The organism is Paraburkholderia jirisanensis, from assembly GCF_054782355.1.
Window position 1 is genome coordinate 477,593 of sequence record NZ_BAAGSQ010000027.1, and the last position, 15,766, is coordinate 493,358.

The 15,766-nt window shown below is 64.3% G+C and carries 17 protein-coding genes; 3 read left to right on the plus strand and 14 right to left on the minus strand.

The features are described from left to right. Window positions 1-16: 16 nt before the first annotated feature. The 13 genes from ACYVNQ_RS24920 to sctC form a co-directional block, all read right to left on the minus strand. Window positions 17-2,092: a flagellar biosynthesis protein FlhA gene (locus ACYVNQ_RS24920; protein ID WP_460905677.1), complete on the minus strand. Its 2,076-nt coding sequence runs from the start codon at window positions 2,090-2,092 to the stop codon at window positions 17-19. 1 nt (window position 2,093) lies between these two features. Next, window positions 2,094-2,834 (minus strand): EscU/YscU/HrcU family type III secretion system export apparatus switch protein, encoded by a 741-nt coding sequence (locus ACYVNQ_RS24925; protein ID WP_460905679.1) that lies wholly within the window; start codon window positions 2,832-2,834, stop codon window positions 2,094-2,096. Then, window positions 2,831-3,556 carry an EscT/YscT/HrcT family type III secretion system export apparatus protein gene (locus ACYVNQ_RS24930; protein ID WP_460905681.1) on the minus strand — a complete coding sequence of 242 codons (726 nt, stop codon included), beginning with the start codon at window positions 3,554-3,556 and terminating at the stop codon, window positions 2,831-2,833. The genes ACYVNQ_RS24925 and ACYVNQ_RS24930 overlap by 4 nt, the downstream gene beginning before the upstream one ends. Window positions 3,557-3,561: 5 nt before the next feature. After that, entirely contained in the window at window positions 3,562-3,837 is a 276-nt protein-coding gene (sctS, locus tag ACYVNQ_RS24935; RefSeq protein ID WP_460905683.1) for a type III secretion system export apparatus subunit SctS, read from the minus strand. Beyond that, entirely contained in the window at window positions 3,834-4,481 is a 648-nt protein-coding gene (gene sctR / locus ACYVNQ_RS24940) for a type III secretion system export apparatus subunit SctR (protein WP_460905685.1), read from the minus strand. Before sctR ends, sctS begins: the two co-directional genes overlap by 4 nt. After that, entirely contained in the window at window positions 4,478-5,464 is a 987-nt protein-coding gene (locus ACYVNQ_RS24945) for a FliM/FliN family flagellar motor switch protein (protein WP_460905687.1), read from the minus strand. The genes sctR and ACYVNQ_RS24945 overlap by 4 nt, the downstream gene beginning before the upstream one ends. Further along, window positions 5,461-6,213 carry a FliH/SctL family protein gene (locus ACYVNQ_RS24950; protein WP_460905689.1) on the minus strand — a complete coding sequence of 251 codons (753 nt, stop codon included), beginning with the start codon at window positions 6,211-6,213 and terminating at the stop codon, window positions 5,461-5,463. The genes ACYVNQ_RS24945 and ACYVNQ_RS24950 overlap by 4 nt, the downstream gene beginning before the upstream one ends. Continuing rightward, a complete protein-coding gene (locus ACYVNQ_RS24955) occupies window positions 6,183-6,764 on the minus strand; it encodes a hypothetical protein (RefSeq protein ID WP_460905692.1) in 582 nt (193 codons plus the stop codon). Before ACYVNQ_RS24955 ends, ACYVNQ_RS24950 begins: the two co-directional genes overlap by 31 nt. Beyond that, complete coding sequence (gene sctJ / locus ACYVNQ_RS24960) at window positions 6,761-7,606, minus strand: type III secretion system inner membrane ring lipoprotein SctJ (protein WP_460905695.1); 846 nt, start codon at window positions 7,604-7,606, stop codon at window positions 6,761-6,763. Before sctJ ends, ACYVNQ_RS24955 begins: the two co-directional genes overlap by 4 nt. Then, entirely contained in the window at window positions 7,606-8,013 is a 408-nt protein-coding gene (locus ACYVNQ_RS24965; protein WP_460905698.1) for a hypothetical protein, read from the minus strand. Before ACYVNQ_RS24965 ends, sctJ begins: the two co-directional genes overlap by 1 nt. A 179-nt stretch (window positions 8,014-8,192) precedes the next feature. Next, window positions 8,193-8,420, minus strand: a complete 228-nt coding sequence (locus ACYVNQ_RS24970) for a hypothetical protein (RefSeq protein ID WP_460905700.1) — start codon at window positions 8,418-8,420, stop codon at window positions 8,193-8,195. Window positions 8,421-8,622: 202 nt separating this feature from the next. Next, entirely contained in the window at window positions 8,623-9,768 is a 1,146-nt protein-coding gene (locus ACYVNQ_RS24975) for an FHA domain-containing protein (RefSeq protein WP_460905704.1), read from the minus strand. After that, entirely contained in the window at window positions 9,765-11,777 is a 2,013-nt protein-coding gene (sctC, locus tag ACYVNQ_RS24980) for a type III secretion system outer membrane ring subunit SctC (protein ID WP_460905707.1), read from the minus strand. Before sctC ends, ACYVNQ_RS24975 begins: the two co-directional genes overlap by 4 nt. A 219-nt stretch (window positions 11,778-11,996) precedes the next feature. Between sctC and ACYVNQ_RS24985 the strand changes: the two genes are divergently transcribed. Together ACYVNQ_RS24985 and ACYVNQ_RS24990 are read left to right on the plus strand one after the other, a co-directional pair. Next, window positions 11,997-12,356, plus strand: coding sequence for a ribbon-helix-helix domain-containing protein (locus ACYVNQ_RS24985; RefSeq protein ID WP_460905710.1), 360 nt, complete (start codon window positions 11,997-11,999; stop codon window positions 12,354-12,356). A 156-nt stretch (window positions 12,357-12,512) separates the two neighbouring features. Beyond that, window positions 12,513-12,929 (plus strand): hypothetical protein, encoded by a 417-nt coding sequence (locus ACYVNQ_RS24990; protein WP_460905713.1) that lies wholly within the window; start codon window positions 12,513-12,515, stop codon window positions 12,927-12,929. Window positions 12,930-13,135: 206 nt separating this feature from the next. Here ACYVNQ_RS24990 and ACYVNQ_RS24995 read toward each other — a convergent pair whose 3' ends face one another. Continuing rightward, window positions 13,136-14,854, minus strand: a complete 1,719-nt coding sequence (locus ACYVNQ_RS24995) for a hypothetical protein (RefSeq protein WP_460905716.1) — start codon at window positions 14,852-14,854, stop codon at window positions 13,136-13,138. 316 nt (window positions 14,855-15,170) lie between these two features. Between ACYVNQ_RS24995 and ACYVNQ_RS25000 the strand changes: the two genes are divergently transcribed. Beyond that, on the plus strand, window positions 15,171-15,766 hold a 596-nt coding region (locus ACYVNQ_RS25000; RefSeq protein ID WP_460905720.1), incomplete at its 3' end, for an MFS transporter.

A 15,766-nucleotide genomic window follows, 5' to 3' on the forward strand; every position in this document is an offset into this window, starting at 1 on the left:
TGCCTGTAGCCTTTCGTCAGTCCGCTTGCAGCGTGGCCACGGTATTCACGCGGAACGTATCGAGCGGAATCTCTTCGATGGCGAGCGCCTCGACACGCAAGCCGAAGCTGCGCAATTGCCGGCGCAGATGCGGCCGCAGCAGCGCGGTCGTCACCAGCACGCGCACGCCTTGCTGCTCGGCACCGGCCAGCGCACGCTGCAGGCGCTCGAGTTCGTCGACGCCGAGCATCAACAGTGGTTCGCCGTCGGTGCCGTTGCGCAGCCGGTCTTCGAGTTCGGCTTCCCACGAAGGCTCCAGCACCGCTGCATCGAGCTCCCACGTGTCGAGATTCGCGAAACGCCGCGCGATCCGCCCGCCCAACGCGATCCGCGCATCGCGCACCATCCGGTCGACCGAGCGCTCGCCATCCGGCACCCGCACGATCGCCTCGAGAATCGCGCGCAGGTTGCGGATCGGCACGCGTTCGTCGAGCAGCCGGCGCAGCACGCTCGCGAGCAACACCGGCCCCGCCGCCTGATCGACCTGCACCGCGAGCTCGCGAAACTCGAGGCCGATCTGGTTCAGCAGAAAGCGCGCTTCCTGCGTGCCGAGCAGATCTTGCGCGGCCTGCTCGCAGATGTCGGCCAGATGCTCGCACAGCGCTTCTTCCGCATTCGTCCTGCCGAGTTCCGGATCGTCGAGGGCTGCCGCGTCGGCGGCCGGAACCCACACCGCCTTCTGCATACCCGGCCGAAAACCGGTGACGCCTTCGAAGCTCACCTTCGCGTCGTCGCCGCTCACCAGCACATGATTGGGCACCAGCGTGCCGCTCGCATACGGCACGTCTTCGATATCGACGATGTAGCGCTGCTCGTCGAGCCGCGCGTCGCGCAACAGCGCGAGGCCCGGAAACGGCAACCCGAGCCGCACCATCAGATCGCGCCGCAGCCGCGCGAGCTGCGTGTTCAATTGCACGGGCCGCAGCGCTTCGTACGCCACCGTACCGACCCGCACGCGCAACACCGCGCTGGTGCCGAGTTCGACGTCGTCAAGAATGCGCTGCGTGTAGTTGCCGCCGTCGCGCGTCATGGCCGGCATGAACGGGCGCTGCAAACGCTCGCGGCCGGCGGTCTCGCGCATCAGCAGGATCGACAGACCGACCAGCGCAGCGCCCGCCAGCGCGAACTGCACATGTGGGAAGCCGGGAATCGCGCCGAGCGCGAAACAGCCGATGCCGGCCATCGCCAGCGCCTTCGGCTGCAGCGACAGCTGCCGGAAAATATCGCCGCCGAGGTTCGAGCCGCCGCCGCCGGCCACGCGCGTCACCAGCAAGCCGGCCGCTACCGACACGATCAGCGACGGTATCTGCGACACCAGACCGTCGCCGACCGTCAGGATCGTGTACGTATGCAGCGCGTCGCCAAACGACATGCCGCGCTGCGCGATGCCCACCGCGAGGCCACCGGCGATATTGACCAGCGCGACCACGAGGCCCGCCACCGCATCGCCCTTGACGAACTTCATCGCGCCGTCGAGCGAGCCGTAGAAATAGGTTTCACGTTCGAGCTCGCGGCGCAGGCGCCCTGCTTCGCCCGGTGCGATCAGGCCGCTGCGCAGGTCCGCGTCGATACTCATCTGCCGGCCTGGAATGCCGTCCAGCGTGAAGCGTGCCGATACTTCGGCCACCCGGTCCGCGCCTTTCGCGACCACGATGAACTGGATCACCGACAGCACGACGAACACCACGATCCCGACCGCGACGTTGCCGCCCACCACCATCTCGCCGAACGCGGCGATGATGTCGCCCGCATGCGCGTACAGCAGGATCATCTTGGTCGACGCGATGGCCAGCGCCAGCCGCAACAGCGTGGTCACCAGCAGCAGCGACGGAAAGCTCGACAGGTCAGCGGGCTTGGCCACATAGATGGTCGCGCTCAGCATCACGAAGCTCGCCGAGAAGCTCACGCAGATGAAAAAGTCGAGCACGAAGGCCGGCACCGGCAGAATCAGCAGCACCAGCACGAACAGAATGCCCGCGCCCACCGCAATATCGGCATGACGCGCGAGTCGCCCCGGAATATCGAGGCGCGCAAAGATCGAACGGTTTTCCATGCTATCGGCTCAGCTCTCTGTGAAGTGCGCGGCGACGCCCCTTGGTATGCGGATCGCCTTCGCTGTCGCGGTACTCGCGCTTGATTTCCTCCTTGTCCATGCGCAGCCGGCGGCGCCACAGCACACGCTGCAGCACGAAATCGGCAGCCGCCGGGGCAAGCTGCGAGGCGGCCATCATCGCGAGCAGCGCCGCGTGCGACACACTGATGTCGGCCAGCAGCATCGGCAGCGACAGCGTGAACGACGGCACCAGTTGCGCGCACCAGCTGACGAACGCATGCCAGAACACCAGCAGCAGGATCGCGAACTGGCACAACGCGACCAGCGTGTCGAACAGCACCTTTCTGCTGAACAGGTTCTTGAAGCCGTTGACGGGGTTCAGGCGTTTAAGATCCGGCGCGGCGCGCTTCCATGCGATGGCCCCGCCGCTTTGCGCGACCTCCGGTACGACGGCGGCCAGCACGCCCGCCGCGAGCGTGACCAGCACGGCCGGCGCCAGCGTGCCGAGCGACGACCACACTTGTGCGAAACGCTGCGCGAAGTCGCGCGTCTGATCGATGTCGACACTGACTTCGATCAACTTCACGCACGACTGATAAATCTGCGGCGCTTCGATCAGCAGGAACAGCCACCACAACAGGCCGCTGGCAGCGACCGTCAGATGCGCGCTCTTCGGAATGTCGCCGTCCTTGCGGGCGCGGCTCAGGCGCTGTGGTGTGGGGGCTTCGGTCTTGTCGCTCATCGCAGCACCAGGCTTTGCATGAAAAGCGTCGTGAAACGCTCGAAGAACACCGGCACGCACGACATCGCGGCGAACGACAGGATCATCGCCTTGACGGTGCGCGCGGTCGTGAATGGGTTGAGGCGCCGCACGTGGCGCGACATCAGCCCGAGCGAAACGTCGACCATCAGCATCAGGCCGAGCAGCGGCATCGCGAGACGCACGCCTTCCGCGAACGACGCGGCGAGGCGCTCTTGCGCCACCAGCTGCAGGATCCGTTTGAAATCCACGCCTACCGCACCGGGCGGGCACAGCACCCACGCATCGGTAAAGAAACCGCACACGAGACGCAGCCCCGCGCCGGTGAAAAAGGTGAGCGCGGCAAACTGCGTGAACAGCGTTTCGAACAGTGCGGCTTCCTGCTGCAGGTTCGGGTCGTACACGGCGGCGATCGAGTAGCCGCCCTGCTGGTCGAGCAACGCACCCGCGCACGACGCCACATGAAACACGACACCCAGCAACAGCCCCAGCACGATGCCGGTGACGACTTCCACCGCCACCGCGGCGAACAGCGGCGCAGACGGCAGCCCCATTTGCAGCGGCAGCACCGCGAACACCAGCACGAGCGGCATGCGCAGCCGCGTGCCGAGCGCGTCGCCGAAGCCGAACGGCAGCAGGCTCAACGCCACCGCCGGCCGGATCGAACAGAACGCAAGCCCCGACAGATAGGCGGACAGGTTCATCGTCATCAATGCATGCGCCCGGCGGCGACGAAGGTGAACACATGCTCGAGAAAGCGCGTGATCTCGCGGCTCGCCCACGGCGCGGTGACGATCAGCGTAATGCCGACGCAGATGATCTTCGCGCCGTACGGCAGGCTTTGATCCTGGATCTGCAGGATCGATTGCACGAGCCCGAGCAGCAGGCCGACCGCGGTCGCCACCGCGAGCGCCGGCAGCGACAGCCAGAACACCAGCAGCAGCGCGTCGCTCGACAGCGACGACAAGGATGGCAACGAATTCATCGGATATAGCTGATGATCAGCCCGTGAATCAGCCGTGAAATGCCCGATACCGATACGAGCACGAACAGCTTCAGCGGAATCGAAACCGTGCTCGGCGACAGCATCATCATGCCCATCGCGGTCAGCACGTTGGCAACCACCAGATCGACCACGAGAAACGCGATATACAGCAGGAACCCGACTTCGAAGCCGCTCGAAATCTCGCTGATCAGAAACGCCGGCACCAGCAGCGAAAAGTCGGTTTCCTGCGCGTCGCGCTCCGGGTCGATGCGCTTCGCGGCATTCACCAGAAAGGCCCGTTCGACCGGCCGCGAATGCGCATACAGAAACTCGCCGAGTGGTGCGCGCACCGCCTTGAGCGTTTCCGCGACACCGGGTAGCCCGCCGTTTTCGAGCCGCTCGTCGAGCGACAGCTCCGCGCCGATCTTCGCGCCGACCGGCGCCATCACGACCAGTGTCGCCGCCAGCGCGAGGCCCGCAATCGCAGTATTGCCCGGCGCCTGCTGCACGCCCAGTGCCGAGCGCAGCAGCGTCAGCACGATGCTGAACTTGGTGAACGACGTCACCATCACCACCGCAATCGGCAGCAGGCCGAGCAGCGTCACGAAGCCGATCAGCGATACAGGTTCAAACGGCGTGTTCATGCGTCGGCGTCCGGCTGTGCATGCGCGGCAGGTGTGAGCTGCGTGATGCGCACGCCCAGCGCATCGTCGATGTCGACCAGCTCGCCACGCGCAAACGGCACGCCCTGGCACAGCAGCGTCACCGCGCGCTCGCGCACCGGAATCTGCAGCGACAGGATCGAGCCGCAACGCAAATGCGCCAGCTCGTGCACCGACAGCGACACGGTGCCCAGCACCGCATCGAACGCAAAGCTCAGCGCATCGACCGCGATGAACTCGCTGGTCATTTCCGGCAGTTCGCGGTCTTCTTCCACCAGCGGACGGTCTATCAAGATTTGCTCTCCAGAGAGTTTCAGCAGAATGCGGCGCGCGCCGCAGCGCAGCGGCACCCGCAGGTACCAGGCGTCGCGGTTCAGCAGCAGCGCGTCGCCCACGCGAATCCGGCGCAGCCGCGCGAGCGTCAGCGATGGTCCGGCCATGCAGATCGGCACCGGCACGCGCAATTGCGCCGCCAGCCCGGCGCCGATGCGCCGCGGCACCGGCTGGTTCTTCAGCCACAGGTCGATGGCTTCGCAGTAAAACGAGAAGTGCGCCATCCGCCCGCTGCGCAGATGCGTGAGCGACATCCCGTAAGCGCCGGCGCGCGGCGCCGCATCGAACGCGATCTCGGTCAGCTCGATCGAGAAACCGAACAGGCCTTCGAGCGCACACAGCCAGTCTTCCAGCGCGTCGTCGAGCAGACGGCGCAGGTCGTCGGTCTGCGGCAGGGCCGGTGACGGCAGCTCCGGCAGCAGCGCGCGCGCATCGCAGACCAGCACGAACGGCTGCCCCGATGCGCTGCCCGACAGCCGCAACGGATAACGCGTGCGGCACGGCTCGAAACGCAATTCGAAACGGTGCGTGCCGACACTCACCTGATGCGGCACCCCAAAATGCAGCGCCGCTACGTTGTGTCGTTGGGCGTCAGCCTGCGACAGGCTGCGCATGCCGATCCATGGGTTCATCGCGCGTGAGTCCCGCTGTGCGGCAGGTCCGCTTTCATCACGTCGATGACGTCGCGCAAGCCGCGTTCGACTGCGTCGAACTGTTTTTCGAGTGCGTCGTCGAGCGAGCGGTACTCGCCGAGCATCGCTGCGACCGCGTCGCGGATACCGCGCTCCAACGCGTTCAGTTGCATGCGCAGGCTGCCGTCGATCACACCGCGCTCCGTTTCGATCACGCATGAGTGCGGCGGCAATCCTGCATCGGCCAGCACGGTGAATAACGGCGCCGCTATTTCCTGCTCTAGGCGCGCGATCAGGCGTTTTGCTTCAACGTAGTCGGTGCTTGATACCCGCAGCGACAGCACGCGTTGGGCACGCGACGCGGCGATGCAGCGCCGCAACTGATTGGGCAACGCCGCGGCCGGCGGCAGCTTGCCGATGATCGCTATCAACGCATCCACCGCAACCCGCACCAGCCGCTCCTCGACGCAGCGCGCGACGAACGACGCGGCCGCATGCGGCACGGCCAGATCGCGTACCGCCGCCGCGCGTCCGGCGTCGTACGCACGGCGCCACACGCGGCGCTTGATGTCACGCACGCGCGCGGCATGGCGCGCGGCGTCGTGTGCCGCCTCGTTCGCGCGCGCTGCTTCGAGCGCGCGCAGATCGTCCAGTACGGCGAGATCCGCCGACGATACGAAGCCGTCGGATTCGACACGCCAGTTGCCTCGTTTGCAGATCAGCACGCTTCCCCCCGCAACAGGCGCCATGCATCGTCGAGCAGCGCATGAGCCGCATCGCTGTCCAGTTCGTGAAACCGGTAATGCGTCGCACGGTTGGCAATGTCGCGCGGCATGCGCAGTTGCAGCCATGTGTGCTGCACCCGGCCGCCGTCCGCAAGCCCGCGCAGCGACAAGGCGAGGCCCGCGGCCGTCATTTCGCGGCGGTCGAATGGATCGAGCGTGATGCCCAGCGCGAGGTCGTCGTGCGTGCCGCGTGGATGCTGCTGGATCGAACGCAACATCTGCGGCGCCACACTGCGGGCAAACGCATGATGCGCGGATGCGCTCACCACGCGGCGCAAACCGCGCGCGCAGGCGAGCGCGGCGCTGACGCGAAACAGCCGCGCGCAGGCACTGCGCGGCAAGCTGCCGAGATACGGCGGCATCTGCGTGAAATCGATTTGCGCGAGTTGTGGATAGCGCGCCAGAAGCTGTGCGTTGGCGGCGCCTAGCGCCCGTTCGCCGCGTACCGGCGTGGCACGCATCAACCAGCTGTGATGCGCCCATTTGCCGATGGATAAAAGGGTGGGCCGAATCATCGTGCATCTCCGTTTGCATCGCCGGTGGGCGACGGGGCGCGGCTATCCGGCTGTGCGTGTGTCTGCGCTTGCGCCTGCATGCTGCGGCGGCCGCGGCGTCTGAAAAAGGTTGTCGAAAACGAACGCATGCCGCTCCTCCACACCCACGCCGAGACGATCAGCAACATGCATGCGATGGTGAGCCCGAGCAGCACCAGCGTCGCGCTGCCGTGCTCGTCGGACTCGCGTTTCGCGAAGCACGCGTTGCCGTCGCGGCACGCGTCGCCGGCGGCCAGCACCGGCGTCACCGGAATCAGCGTCAGGTTGACGCGCTCCGGCGTCAGTCCTTCGACGCCGCCTGCCACCAGTGCACGAATCTTGTCGCGCATCAGCTCGAGGTTGTAATCGGTCCGGTAGCGCACCATCACCGATGCGGACGGCGCCGCGACCTGCCCTGCCACCGGATCCCGTTCCGGCTGCACGATATGCACGCGCGCCACCAGCACGCCGTCGATTTTCTCGAGCGTTTCCGACAGCTCCTGCGTGATGCCATAGATGAAGCGCACGCGGTCTTCGTCCGGATTCGAAATCAGACCCTGGCGGCTAAACAGATCGCCGAGATTCGCGTGGCCGCCGCGCGGCAGCGCGTACGCACCGGTCAGCTCGGTTGCCGCGACCGCATCGCTGCCGTCCACCGACACGGTCCACGTCTTGTCCGGGCTGCGCGCCTTCACGCCCTCGATGCCGTGATGACTCAGCACCGCGACGATGCGGTTCGCCTGGTCTTCGTCGAGCCCCTCGAACAGCGAACTCTTGCAGCCTGCGCACAGCAGCAGCGGCAACAGGATCAGCAGGCGTCGCATCAGTTGCCTCGTGCCAGCGTCTGCAGGCCGGTGGTCATCGTGTCGGCGACCTTCTTGTAAAGCATCAGCGTTTCCAGATGCGTGTTGAGGTCGTGACGCAAGCGCAGCGCATCGGCAACCTGCAGCTTTTTGCCGGATGCGGCGCGGCGGATCTGCGCGTCGAGATCGGCAGCCGCGGCGTTGCGGTCGGTCTCGAGGGTTTCGAGCCAGCCAAGCGTGGCGGATGCGCGGCTGTCGTCGAACCTGGCGCGACGCGTTTCGGCTGCAGTGGGATTCGCTTCGGGCGGACCATAGTAGGCCGGCATGCCCGACGACGTGCCCATTGAAGTCATGGCTGCGTCGAACGACGAGGTCGCAGGCAAAGGTTCAGCAACCGTCATCGCGATGACGGGAATGTGCGGCACCATGTTGTTTTCCTTCGCTAACTTTGTTGGCTGTTGCTTTGCTGGCCAGGCGAGTTCGCGAGGCCAGCGTCGAGGCGCCATGCGCAAATGAGATTCGTCAAGCGTCCGCGTGCGTGGGGCACATGCCGCGTCCGCGTGAAGCGAGCCGATGGACACTTCACGCGGAGCGACCTGCCTGCGGTTTAGCGCATCATTGTCTGGAAGGCCTCATGTCGCGAGGTTTCTTTCGCGGCCTCCATCTGCGCCGCTTCGGTCATCTTGTTGTTCGCTATTTTGGCTGCCTGCGCGTCTTCGGGCCGGCCGCTTGCGGCTGCCTGGCTGGTTGCCGCATCGGACTGGTCCTGAAGCTGCGCGAGCGAGTTGTTGCCGCCATCGAAACCGTTCATCGCATAGCCGGAGTTGTTGCCCATCGGGTTAATTCCATACATAGCCATCGTTCATCCTCTAAGTTGTGACACGCGCATTGTTCAGAGCGAATGCTCTTTTTCCGCTTGCGAAGCTGCGCGCACATGCTCGACAAGCGGGACAGGACGCGCGACAAGGCACGTCCGGTTTCCGTTCACGGGTGCCCGGCTGCGCACACGCGGCCGGCGCGAGATTGCTGCGGCATGCTCAGCACTTGCCGCCTCCCGTCCCGCCTTTCGTGAAAAATTCGTACACGGATCCGTCGTCGTCGCGGACCACCACGGCGAGACACTCCGACACCTGGGTCAGCTTGCCGATGCGCAGCCGCGCGCCGGCGAAGTACATCGCACCCTGCTGATCGGCCAGCCACGCACCATGCGCGGAACGCACCAGATTCATGCCGATCGCTTCCAGCGGAATGCGTACCGGGCCGTCGGCCTGCGCCGTGTCGCTCGACGCGGTGTCGCCTGACACGGCGTCGGTCGACTTCTGGCCAGCGAATTTCAGCGCCTGCAGCCCGTCGATTTCCGCGCGCGCGACGCGCGCCACGCGCCGGTAGTCCCACGACTCCGGCAACAGGTAGCCATCCTCCGCGGGCAGCGTCACCGTGAATGCGCCGGGCTGCGCCGCTTCGAGTTGCGCGCGCCGGTAGTACTTGTCGAGAAAGCTGCGCAGCTGGTCGCGCATCTGATCGAGCACCAGCACGCGCAATACCGGCGCGCGCTCCGTGCTGCGCGCACTGATCGCCAGGGCCGCGAGATCGCCATAGCTCTGCACATAACCTTCGTACACGGGCATGCCGGTCTTCTGGTCGACGTGGCGGCTCACCATGCGAAAGGCCGGGTTATCCGCATGTGGCCGTTGATTCGCGCCGGACCGTTGCGACAGTTCGTATGCAGCACCCACGGCCACCGCCAGCAGCACGCCGAAGACCACGCCAAGCTTCGCGGCAAGTGGCAGCGCCGCGCAACGCCGCGCGGCCCACGCGAGCGGCGCATGCGCACGCAGCCACGACCATTCCGCGTTGCGCACGGCGTGCGGCGTCAAGCGCTCGCTGTCGCTGAACCGCAGCGTGACTGTGCCGACGCTGAACGATCCGCCATAGCGCAGCACCGTGGAGCGGCCCGCACGCAACGCCCGGCCGAATACCGTCACGCCGTCGGCGCAAGCCGTCAGCGTCAGGTGATCGTGGTCCAGACGGATCGTTGCGTGGAGCGCGGCGACGCCTTCGTCGATCAGCACGAGGCCAGCCTCGGCGCCACTGCCGATGGTCAGATCGTGACCGTCCGACAGCAACACGCTCGCCCCCACATGAATGCCGCCGGTGACGACGATCAGCGCGTTCGCGCTCATCGTGGGCCTTCCTGCGCCGGCTGCGCGAGGTGGGGTGCGGGGCGTGTCGACTGCATCGGTTGCGGCGGTTGCGGCGGTTGCGGCGGTAGCACGCCTGGCTGCGTGAGCGACAACAGCGCACCCGTCACTGCCGTGTCGGTTCCTGCCGCACGTACCGGCACACCGGCCATTGTCGCGGGCGCTGCGGCGGCAATTCCGTTGGAAATCCCGTTGGAAATCCCGTTGGCAACCACATTGCCAACCGCATCGACCGCAACATCCGCAGCAGCGGCGCGCGGCATATCGCCGTTGATGCGCTTAAGACGCGGCGTAATCAGAATGAGCCGTTCGAGCCGCTGCGAAGTGGCCTGCTTGCTGCGAAACAGTGCGCCAACATAAGGAATGTCACCCAGCACCGGAACCTGCGACGTTGCCGTTTCGCTGCGCTCATACTCGTAGCCGCCGATCAGCAGACTCTCGCCGTCCGCCACCACGGCCTGGGTCTGGATCGAATGATTGTTGACACGCGGGATGCCGTCGACCGTCATCGTCGAATCGAAACCGCCATCCTCGATGCGCACGCTCAGCAGAATGTTCTTGCGCGCGTCGCCGGCCGACTCGACGGTCGGCGTGACCTTCAGCGTGAGCCCGGTATCGACGTTGTATAGATCGACGTCCTGATTGCCCGCCACGCGCACGTACACCGAGTTGCGCGACGACAGCACCGCCTCCGAGTTGTTCAGCGTCAACACCTGCGGACGCGACAGAATGCGCGCCTTGCCGGTTTCCTCGAGTGCGCGGATCTGCGTGAACAGGTAGTGCGCGGAATCGCCGATCAACGTCGCCAGATTCACGCCGGGCAGCGAACCGGCCAGCAGGGTCGATGCCTGGCTGGCAGACGGATACGCGTTCACCGCCGCATGAAATGCGCCGTCGCGCCCACTCGCTCCGCCGCCCCATCGAATACCCAGCTCGTGCGCTGCATCCGTCGATACGTCGATCACCACCGCCGTGATCTCGACCAGATCCTGCGGCTGATCGAGCATCGCAATCGCCCGTTCGTAGTTGGGCATCATCTCGGGCGAGTCGTACACCACAACGGAATTCGTGCGTGCATCCGCAACGATGTTGCGGCGCGCCGGCGTCACGTCCGATTGCGGGCGTTCAAGCTGGGCGTCGTCGAGCTCGGTTGCCAGTTCCGCGTCCTGCGGCTGCGCGCTGCCGGCGAGACCCAGACCGCGCAGGCTCGGCAACGGCGGCGGCCCGTTGCGCGGCGCGCGCACTTCCCTGGTCTGCACGCGCGCCGGCCGCGCCACATAGGCATCGCCCATCAGCTTGCGCAGCAGCGACGCCACTCCGGGTATCACCTGGGTGCGATTACCCGCCGCATACGTGATGTCTTGCGCCTGCGAATAACGCAACCGGAACACGCGAATCTGCGTTTGATCGAACGGTGTCTCGATCACAGTTTGCTGTCGGGCTTTTTCGATCGCATCGGCAATCGCGTCGACAAACCGCGAGGGTCCGGTGGCTTTCGCCGTCGTATCCGAATAGCGCACCGGCAAGTGCGTGTCGTCGAGTGCAAGGCTCGACAGCAGGCCGGCGACAGCCTCGCGCTTCATCGGCGCAAACGGAATGGTGCGGGTCTTGAGATCGCCCGATGCGGATACGTGCAGCGTTCTACCGTCGAAATACCACGCGAGGCCATACGCTTCGGTGAGCTTCGCAAACACGCTGGCGGGCGGCTCGTCGAAGGTGCCGTTCACCGTGCCTTTCACGTTCCTTGCGATATCGACCGACAGACCGCCTGCACTCGCGACGTCTTTCAATACCTCAGTGAGCTGCGAGTTGCGCGCGAAGTAATGCATGGGCGCATTGCGCCATGGCGGCTCGACCGCGCTGCTTGCGCATGCATGCAACGCGACCCATAGCAGCGCGAGGCGCCGCATCGGGACACGCGGCGAAGGCCGCCGGCAACTGCCGCATTGCCGCTCTTTTTTCACGTTGCACCACGTCATAAAGATTCCCATTCATCGTCCGGCGAAGGCCGGCTACGTCATGGCGGAACTTTAGTTGTGCATGCATTTATCGCGGTCATACAAATATATCACCGGCTTCCTTCTAACTGCGCGAGGATAGGCGACACACCAGAGGCAAATTTCACTGGCCTATTCAATCAATATGCCTAACTAAATAGCCTCTGGACGGCGGATTGCAGAAAGTTCCACTTTGCATTTCAAACGATAACTTTGAGCAGCTTCGAAATTTCTGAGCAGGTTCAAATGGCAATTACACAGTATTGCAATTTCAGCGCCGACCTGGCGCGTCCCCGACAGAGGTCCGTGCGCGTGAACGGCCTCGCGACATGCCTGAGGCTTGAAGAGGTCTACTGGACCATCATCGAAAAACTCGCACGCGAAGAATCGTTGAGTGTGGGAAAGCTGATTTCACGCTGGGCGCTCGAGATGGATCTGGCGCATGAGGACGTGTGGAATTTCACCGGCTATGTGCGGGTGATTTGCGTCGTGCAATTGATGAAGCGTGCAGGCTCGATGCCCGGTCACGGCAGCGACGCAGCGCCGGGCCTCGCCGCACGGGACGTTCAATAGGACGGTGTGAATAGCATCGCAAGAAGCACCCAGTCACACATTTGCAAACGGAGGATTCATGTAGCGAATCACACATTTCATGAGGATCAGCATCCGTACAGTTTTTTCATCTCACGCCCCTGATTTCACGGGGGTCAACACAGAAAGGAAACACTTATGTCGATTCAAGGTCTCCCGGCTTCATTCGCGCAACCGGCGGTAGCCGCAACCGCATCGCTATCCCCTGCGGCGAGCGGCCCTACCGCCATCGCACCGATGAACAGCGGCGCGAGCGTGGCAATCCATTCGCCCGATGGCAGCCTTGACGAAATCCGCAGCAACCCGCGCACGCACGCGCAGCCTCAGGTATTCAGCCCAGACGATGCGCATCCGCAAGCCTGTGCGGACTGCGGCTCGCATGGCGCTTCGGCCAGTGGTGCGCAAGCCGGCGGCGGGCAAGGTGCTCAGGCCGGCGGTGGCGATCAGGGCGGCGCCGGCGCGGCGCAGCTTGGCAAGCTGCTTTCCAGCCTGCTGAAGATGGCCGTGGAAGGTGCATCGAAAGCCATCCCGGCGATGGCCGGCGGAGGCGCGTAACACCTGCGCGCCGGCATGGCCGGCGCTGGCACGTCAACCGCTTGAGCGGGTGATCCGTGAAGCGGTTGAGTAGCGGTTAAACATGCCGTGATGGCGTGATGCCATGTATCCGGCGTGATCGTTACGTGCATTTTCTATCGGCCTGCGAGGTGCATCTGCTGTAACCGGCAGGCCGCGTATTTATCGGCTTCGACCCGCGCCGCCCGTCAGGCGCCGCCTCCGACATCGCTCTTGTAGACGTAGTTCCCGCTGTCCGGATGCTTCGCCAGATAGCGATCGACCACGTCGTCGCGCAACGCGTCGCGGTGCTGCCCATGGTCGATTTTTTTCAACGTCGCCGGCACGTCGCTTAGCACAATACCGGCCAGCGAAAAAAAGATCGAGATCAACGGACCGAACACCGGCACAAACGAACTCATGCCACCGACCAGTCCCAGCGCGCTCGCCGCGAGGCTGTATTTGTCCTCCGTGGTGACGGTGCCGTCCGCGACCTTCTTGATGAACGCATCGACCCGCGCGCCCAGATCGACCGCCGCAAACGCCGAATTGAGGATCGCCGGGCCAAGTTGCGCCTTGAGCGCAGGCGATATCTTGAGCCACTCGGGCAGATTTTCGCTCGGACCCGAGATGATCTGCTGATATTTGAGGAAAGCGGAACGGTAATCCGTTTTCAGTTTCTGCAGCTTGCCAATCCTTTCTTCAGGCGACAACTGCGCGAGCCTGCCGAAATCCTGCGCCGTGACGACTTGCCGGTTCAGCGCCTCGAGGCTCGTTGGAGCGTTCTCGGTCACGAGTTCAAAGCCTTGCGCCAGTTCCTCTTCGCGGCGCCGGTATGACAGCAGCCTCGCGCCAAGCTGTTCGGCCGCTTCGGCCCTCGACAGGCCGGCTACGGACGCATCGGTGTATCGGCCCGATCTCAGTTGATCGCGAATCGGCCGCATCTCTTCGTCGAGTTGCGCGAAGTCCGATTCCCGCTGCGTTCTCGCGGCGGAGATGTCTCGCCGGGTCGCCGCGACCATTTCTTCGGCCAGATCGAGTCTTCCCTGTGCCTGTTCGGACATTTCCATCAGGCGCGCAGGCTTTTCGGCATCCGGTGTCCGGTCCAGTTCGGCGAGCATCTGCGCTCTTTCCTCATCGCGCATGGCCTGAAGCTGTTGGTCGAGCCGTTCGAGATAGGCCTGCTCGCTTTGCGCCATCGCGGCCTCGTGCTCTTGCGGCGACATCGCCGGCGTATGCGCGAGCGCGGCGTCGATTTCGTTTCTGATGGATGCTTCGGGAATCGGCACGCCGCTGCCTGCCTCATGCACTGCGCCATCCGCCGAATGTTGCGACGCGATCGACGGTGCGGGGGTGGCGACAATGCTGTTCGCCTTGCCCAATTCAAGCTGCCACTGCTTGACCAGATAATTGCCGACGTCCGCCCCCAGGCCGGCGAAGATTTCGGTAAAACCCTCACCCATCAGTGCGCTGGCGGAGATGATGTCGTCGGTGGCATCGATCCCGGCTTTCAGCTTTTTCTGCGCACTGTCGATGTAGGACGTGGCCTTCGAAAAATTCGCGGTGGCCGAATTGAGCCGCGTCAGGCCAAGCGTACCGAGCCGGACGCCCGGCGGCACAATGCCGTTCTTCACCCGCAGCTTCTGTAGCACCGTATCGACAAACAGTTTCGAATTGTTAAAGCGGCTGTCCGAGAACACCATCTGCCGCACGATCGCGCTCGCGTATTTTGCGTTGGCGTTGTATTCGGCAAGTGTGCTGAGCCGGTTCGGCGTTTGTGCAGCCGGCACTTGCGCCAGTTGGTCAGCCGGGTCTTTCGTATCGCCGGGCGGCTGCCGCGCGGCAGGCGAGGTGGCATCGTGGCTCGCCTTGTCGGTGGGCAGTTCGCCTGCCACGTATGCGTTACGCTGCCCGCTTTCGGTCTTCATCGTGTCTCCAGAGTCGATTGTGCGTTCCCTTCGATATCCGAACCGTCTTCGCACGTTAAACGGCGATTCATTTTGAATCGCCGACCTTCGCCTGCGGGCGTGATCTTGCATTGCCGTGCTGTATTTTTGTCGCTGTCAGGCCGGGCTTGACGGCCTGCCGGATAGCGCGCAAAAGATACGCGACAAACACAACAGATATTTGCCAAACTGCACGCCACATTCATTAGAATGCCAAACCAAGTCGCCAATCGAGCGTCCTAAAAACCTTAAGCCAATATCAGACTAAGCAGGGGAAGAATGAAGGAGAACATCGTCAATGAATAATCTCAATATACCCACGGAAATCACTGCTCATGACACGCGCCGTCGCGTTCTTGCGATCGTCGGCGCGTCGTCGGGCAATCTCGTCGAGTGGTTCGATTTCTACGTCTATTCGTTTTGCGCGCTGTATTTCGCGCCGGCCTTCTTTCCGAAGGGCGATACCACCACGCAGCTACTCAACACTGCCGGCGTGTTTGCCGCGGGCTTTCTGATGCGGCCGATCGGCGGCTGGTTTTTCGGGCGCCTCGCCGACAAGCGCGGGCGCCGCTTCGCGATGATGGTGTCGGTGTTCATGATGTGCGGCGGCTCGCTGGTGATCGCCGTGTTGCCGACCTATGCGGAAATCGGCGTGCTTGCGCCTACGATGCTGCTGCTTGCGCGGCTGTTCCAGGGGCTTTCGGTAGGCGGCGAGTATGGCACCAGCGCCACCTACATGAGTGAAGTCGCGCTGCAGGGGCGTCGCGGCTTTTTCGCTTCGTTCCAGTATGTGACGTTGATCGGCGGCCAGTTGTGCGCGCTGCTGGTGCTGGTGATCCTGCAGCAGACGCTCAGCAACGACGAGCTGAAGGCATGGGGCTGGCGTATTCCGTT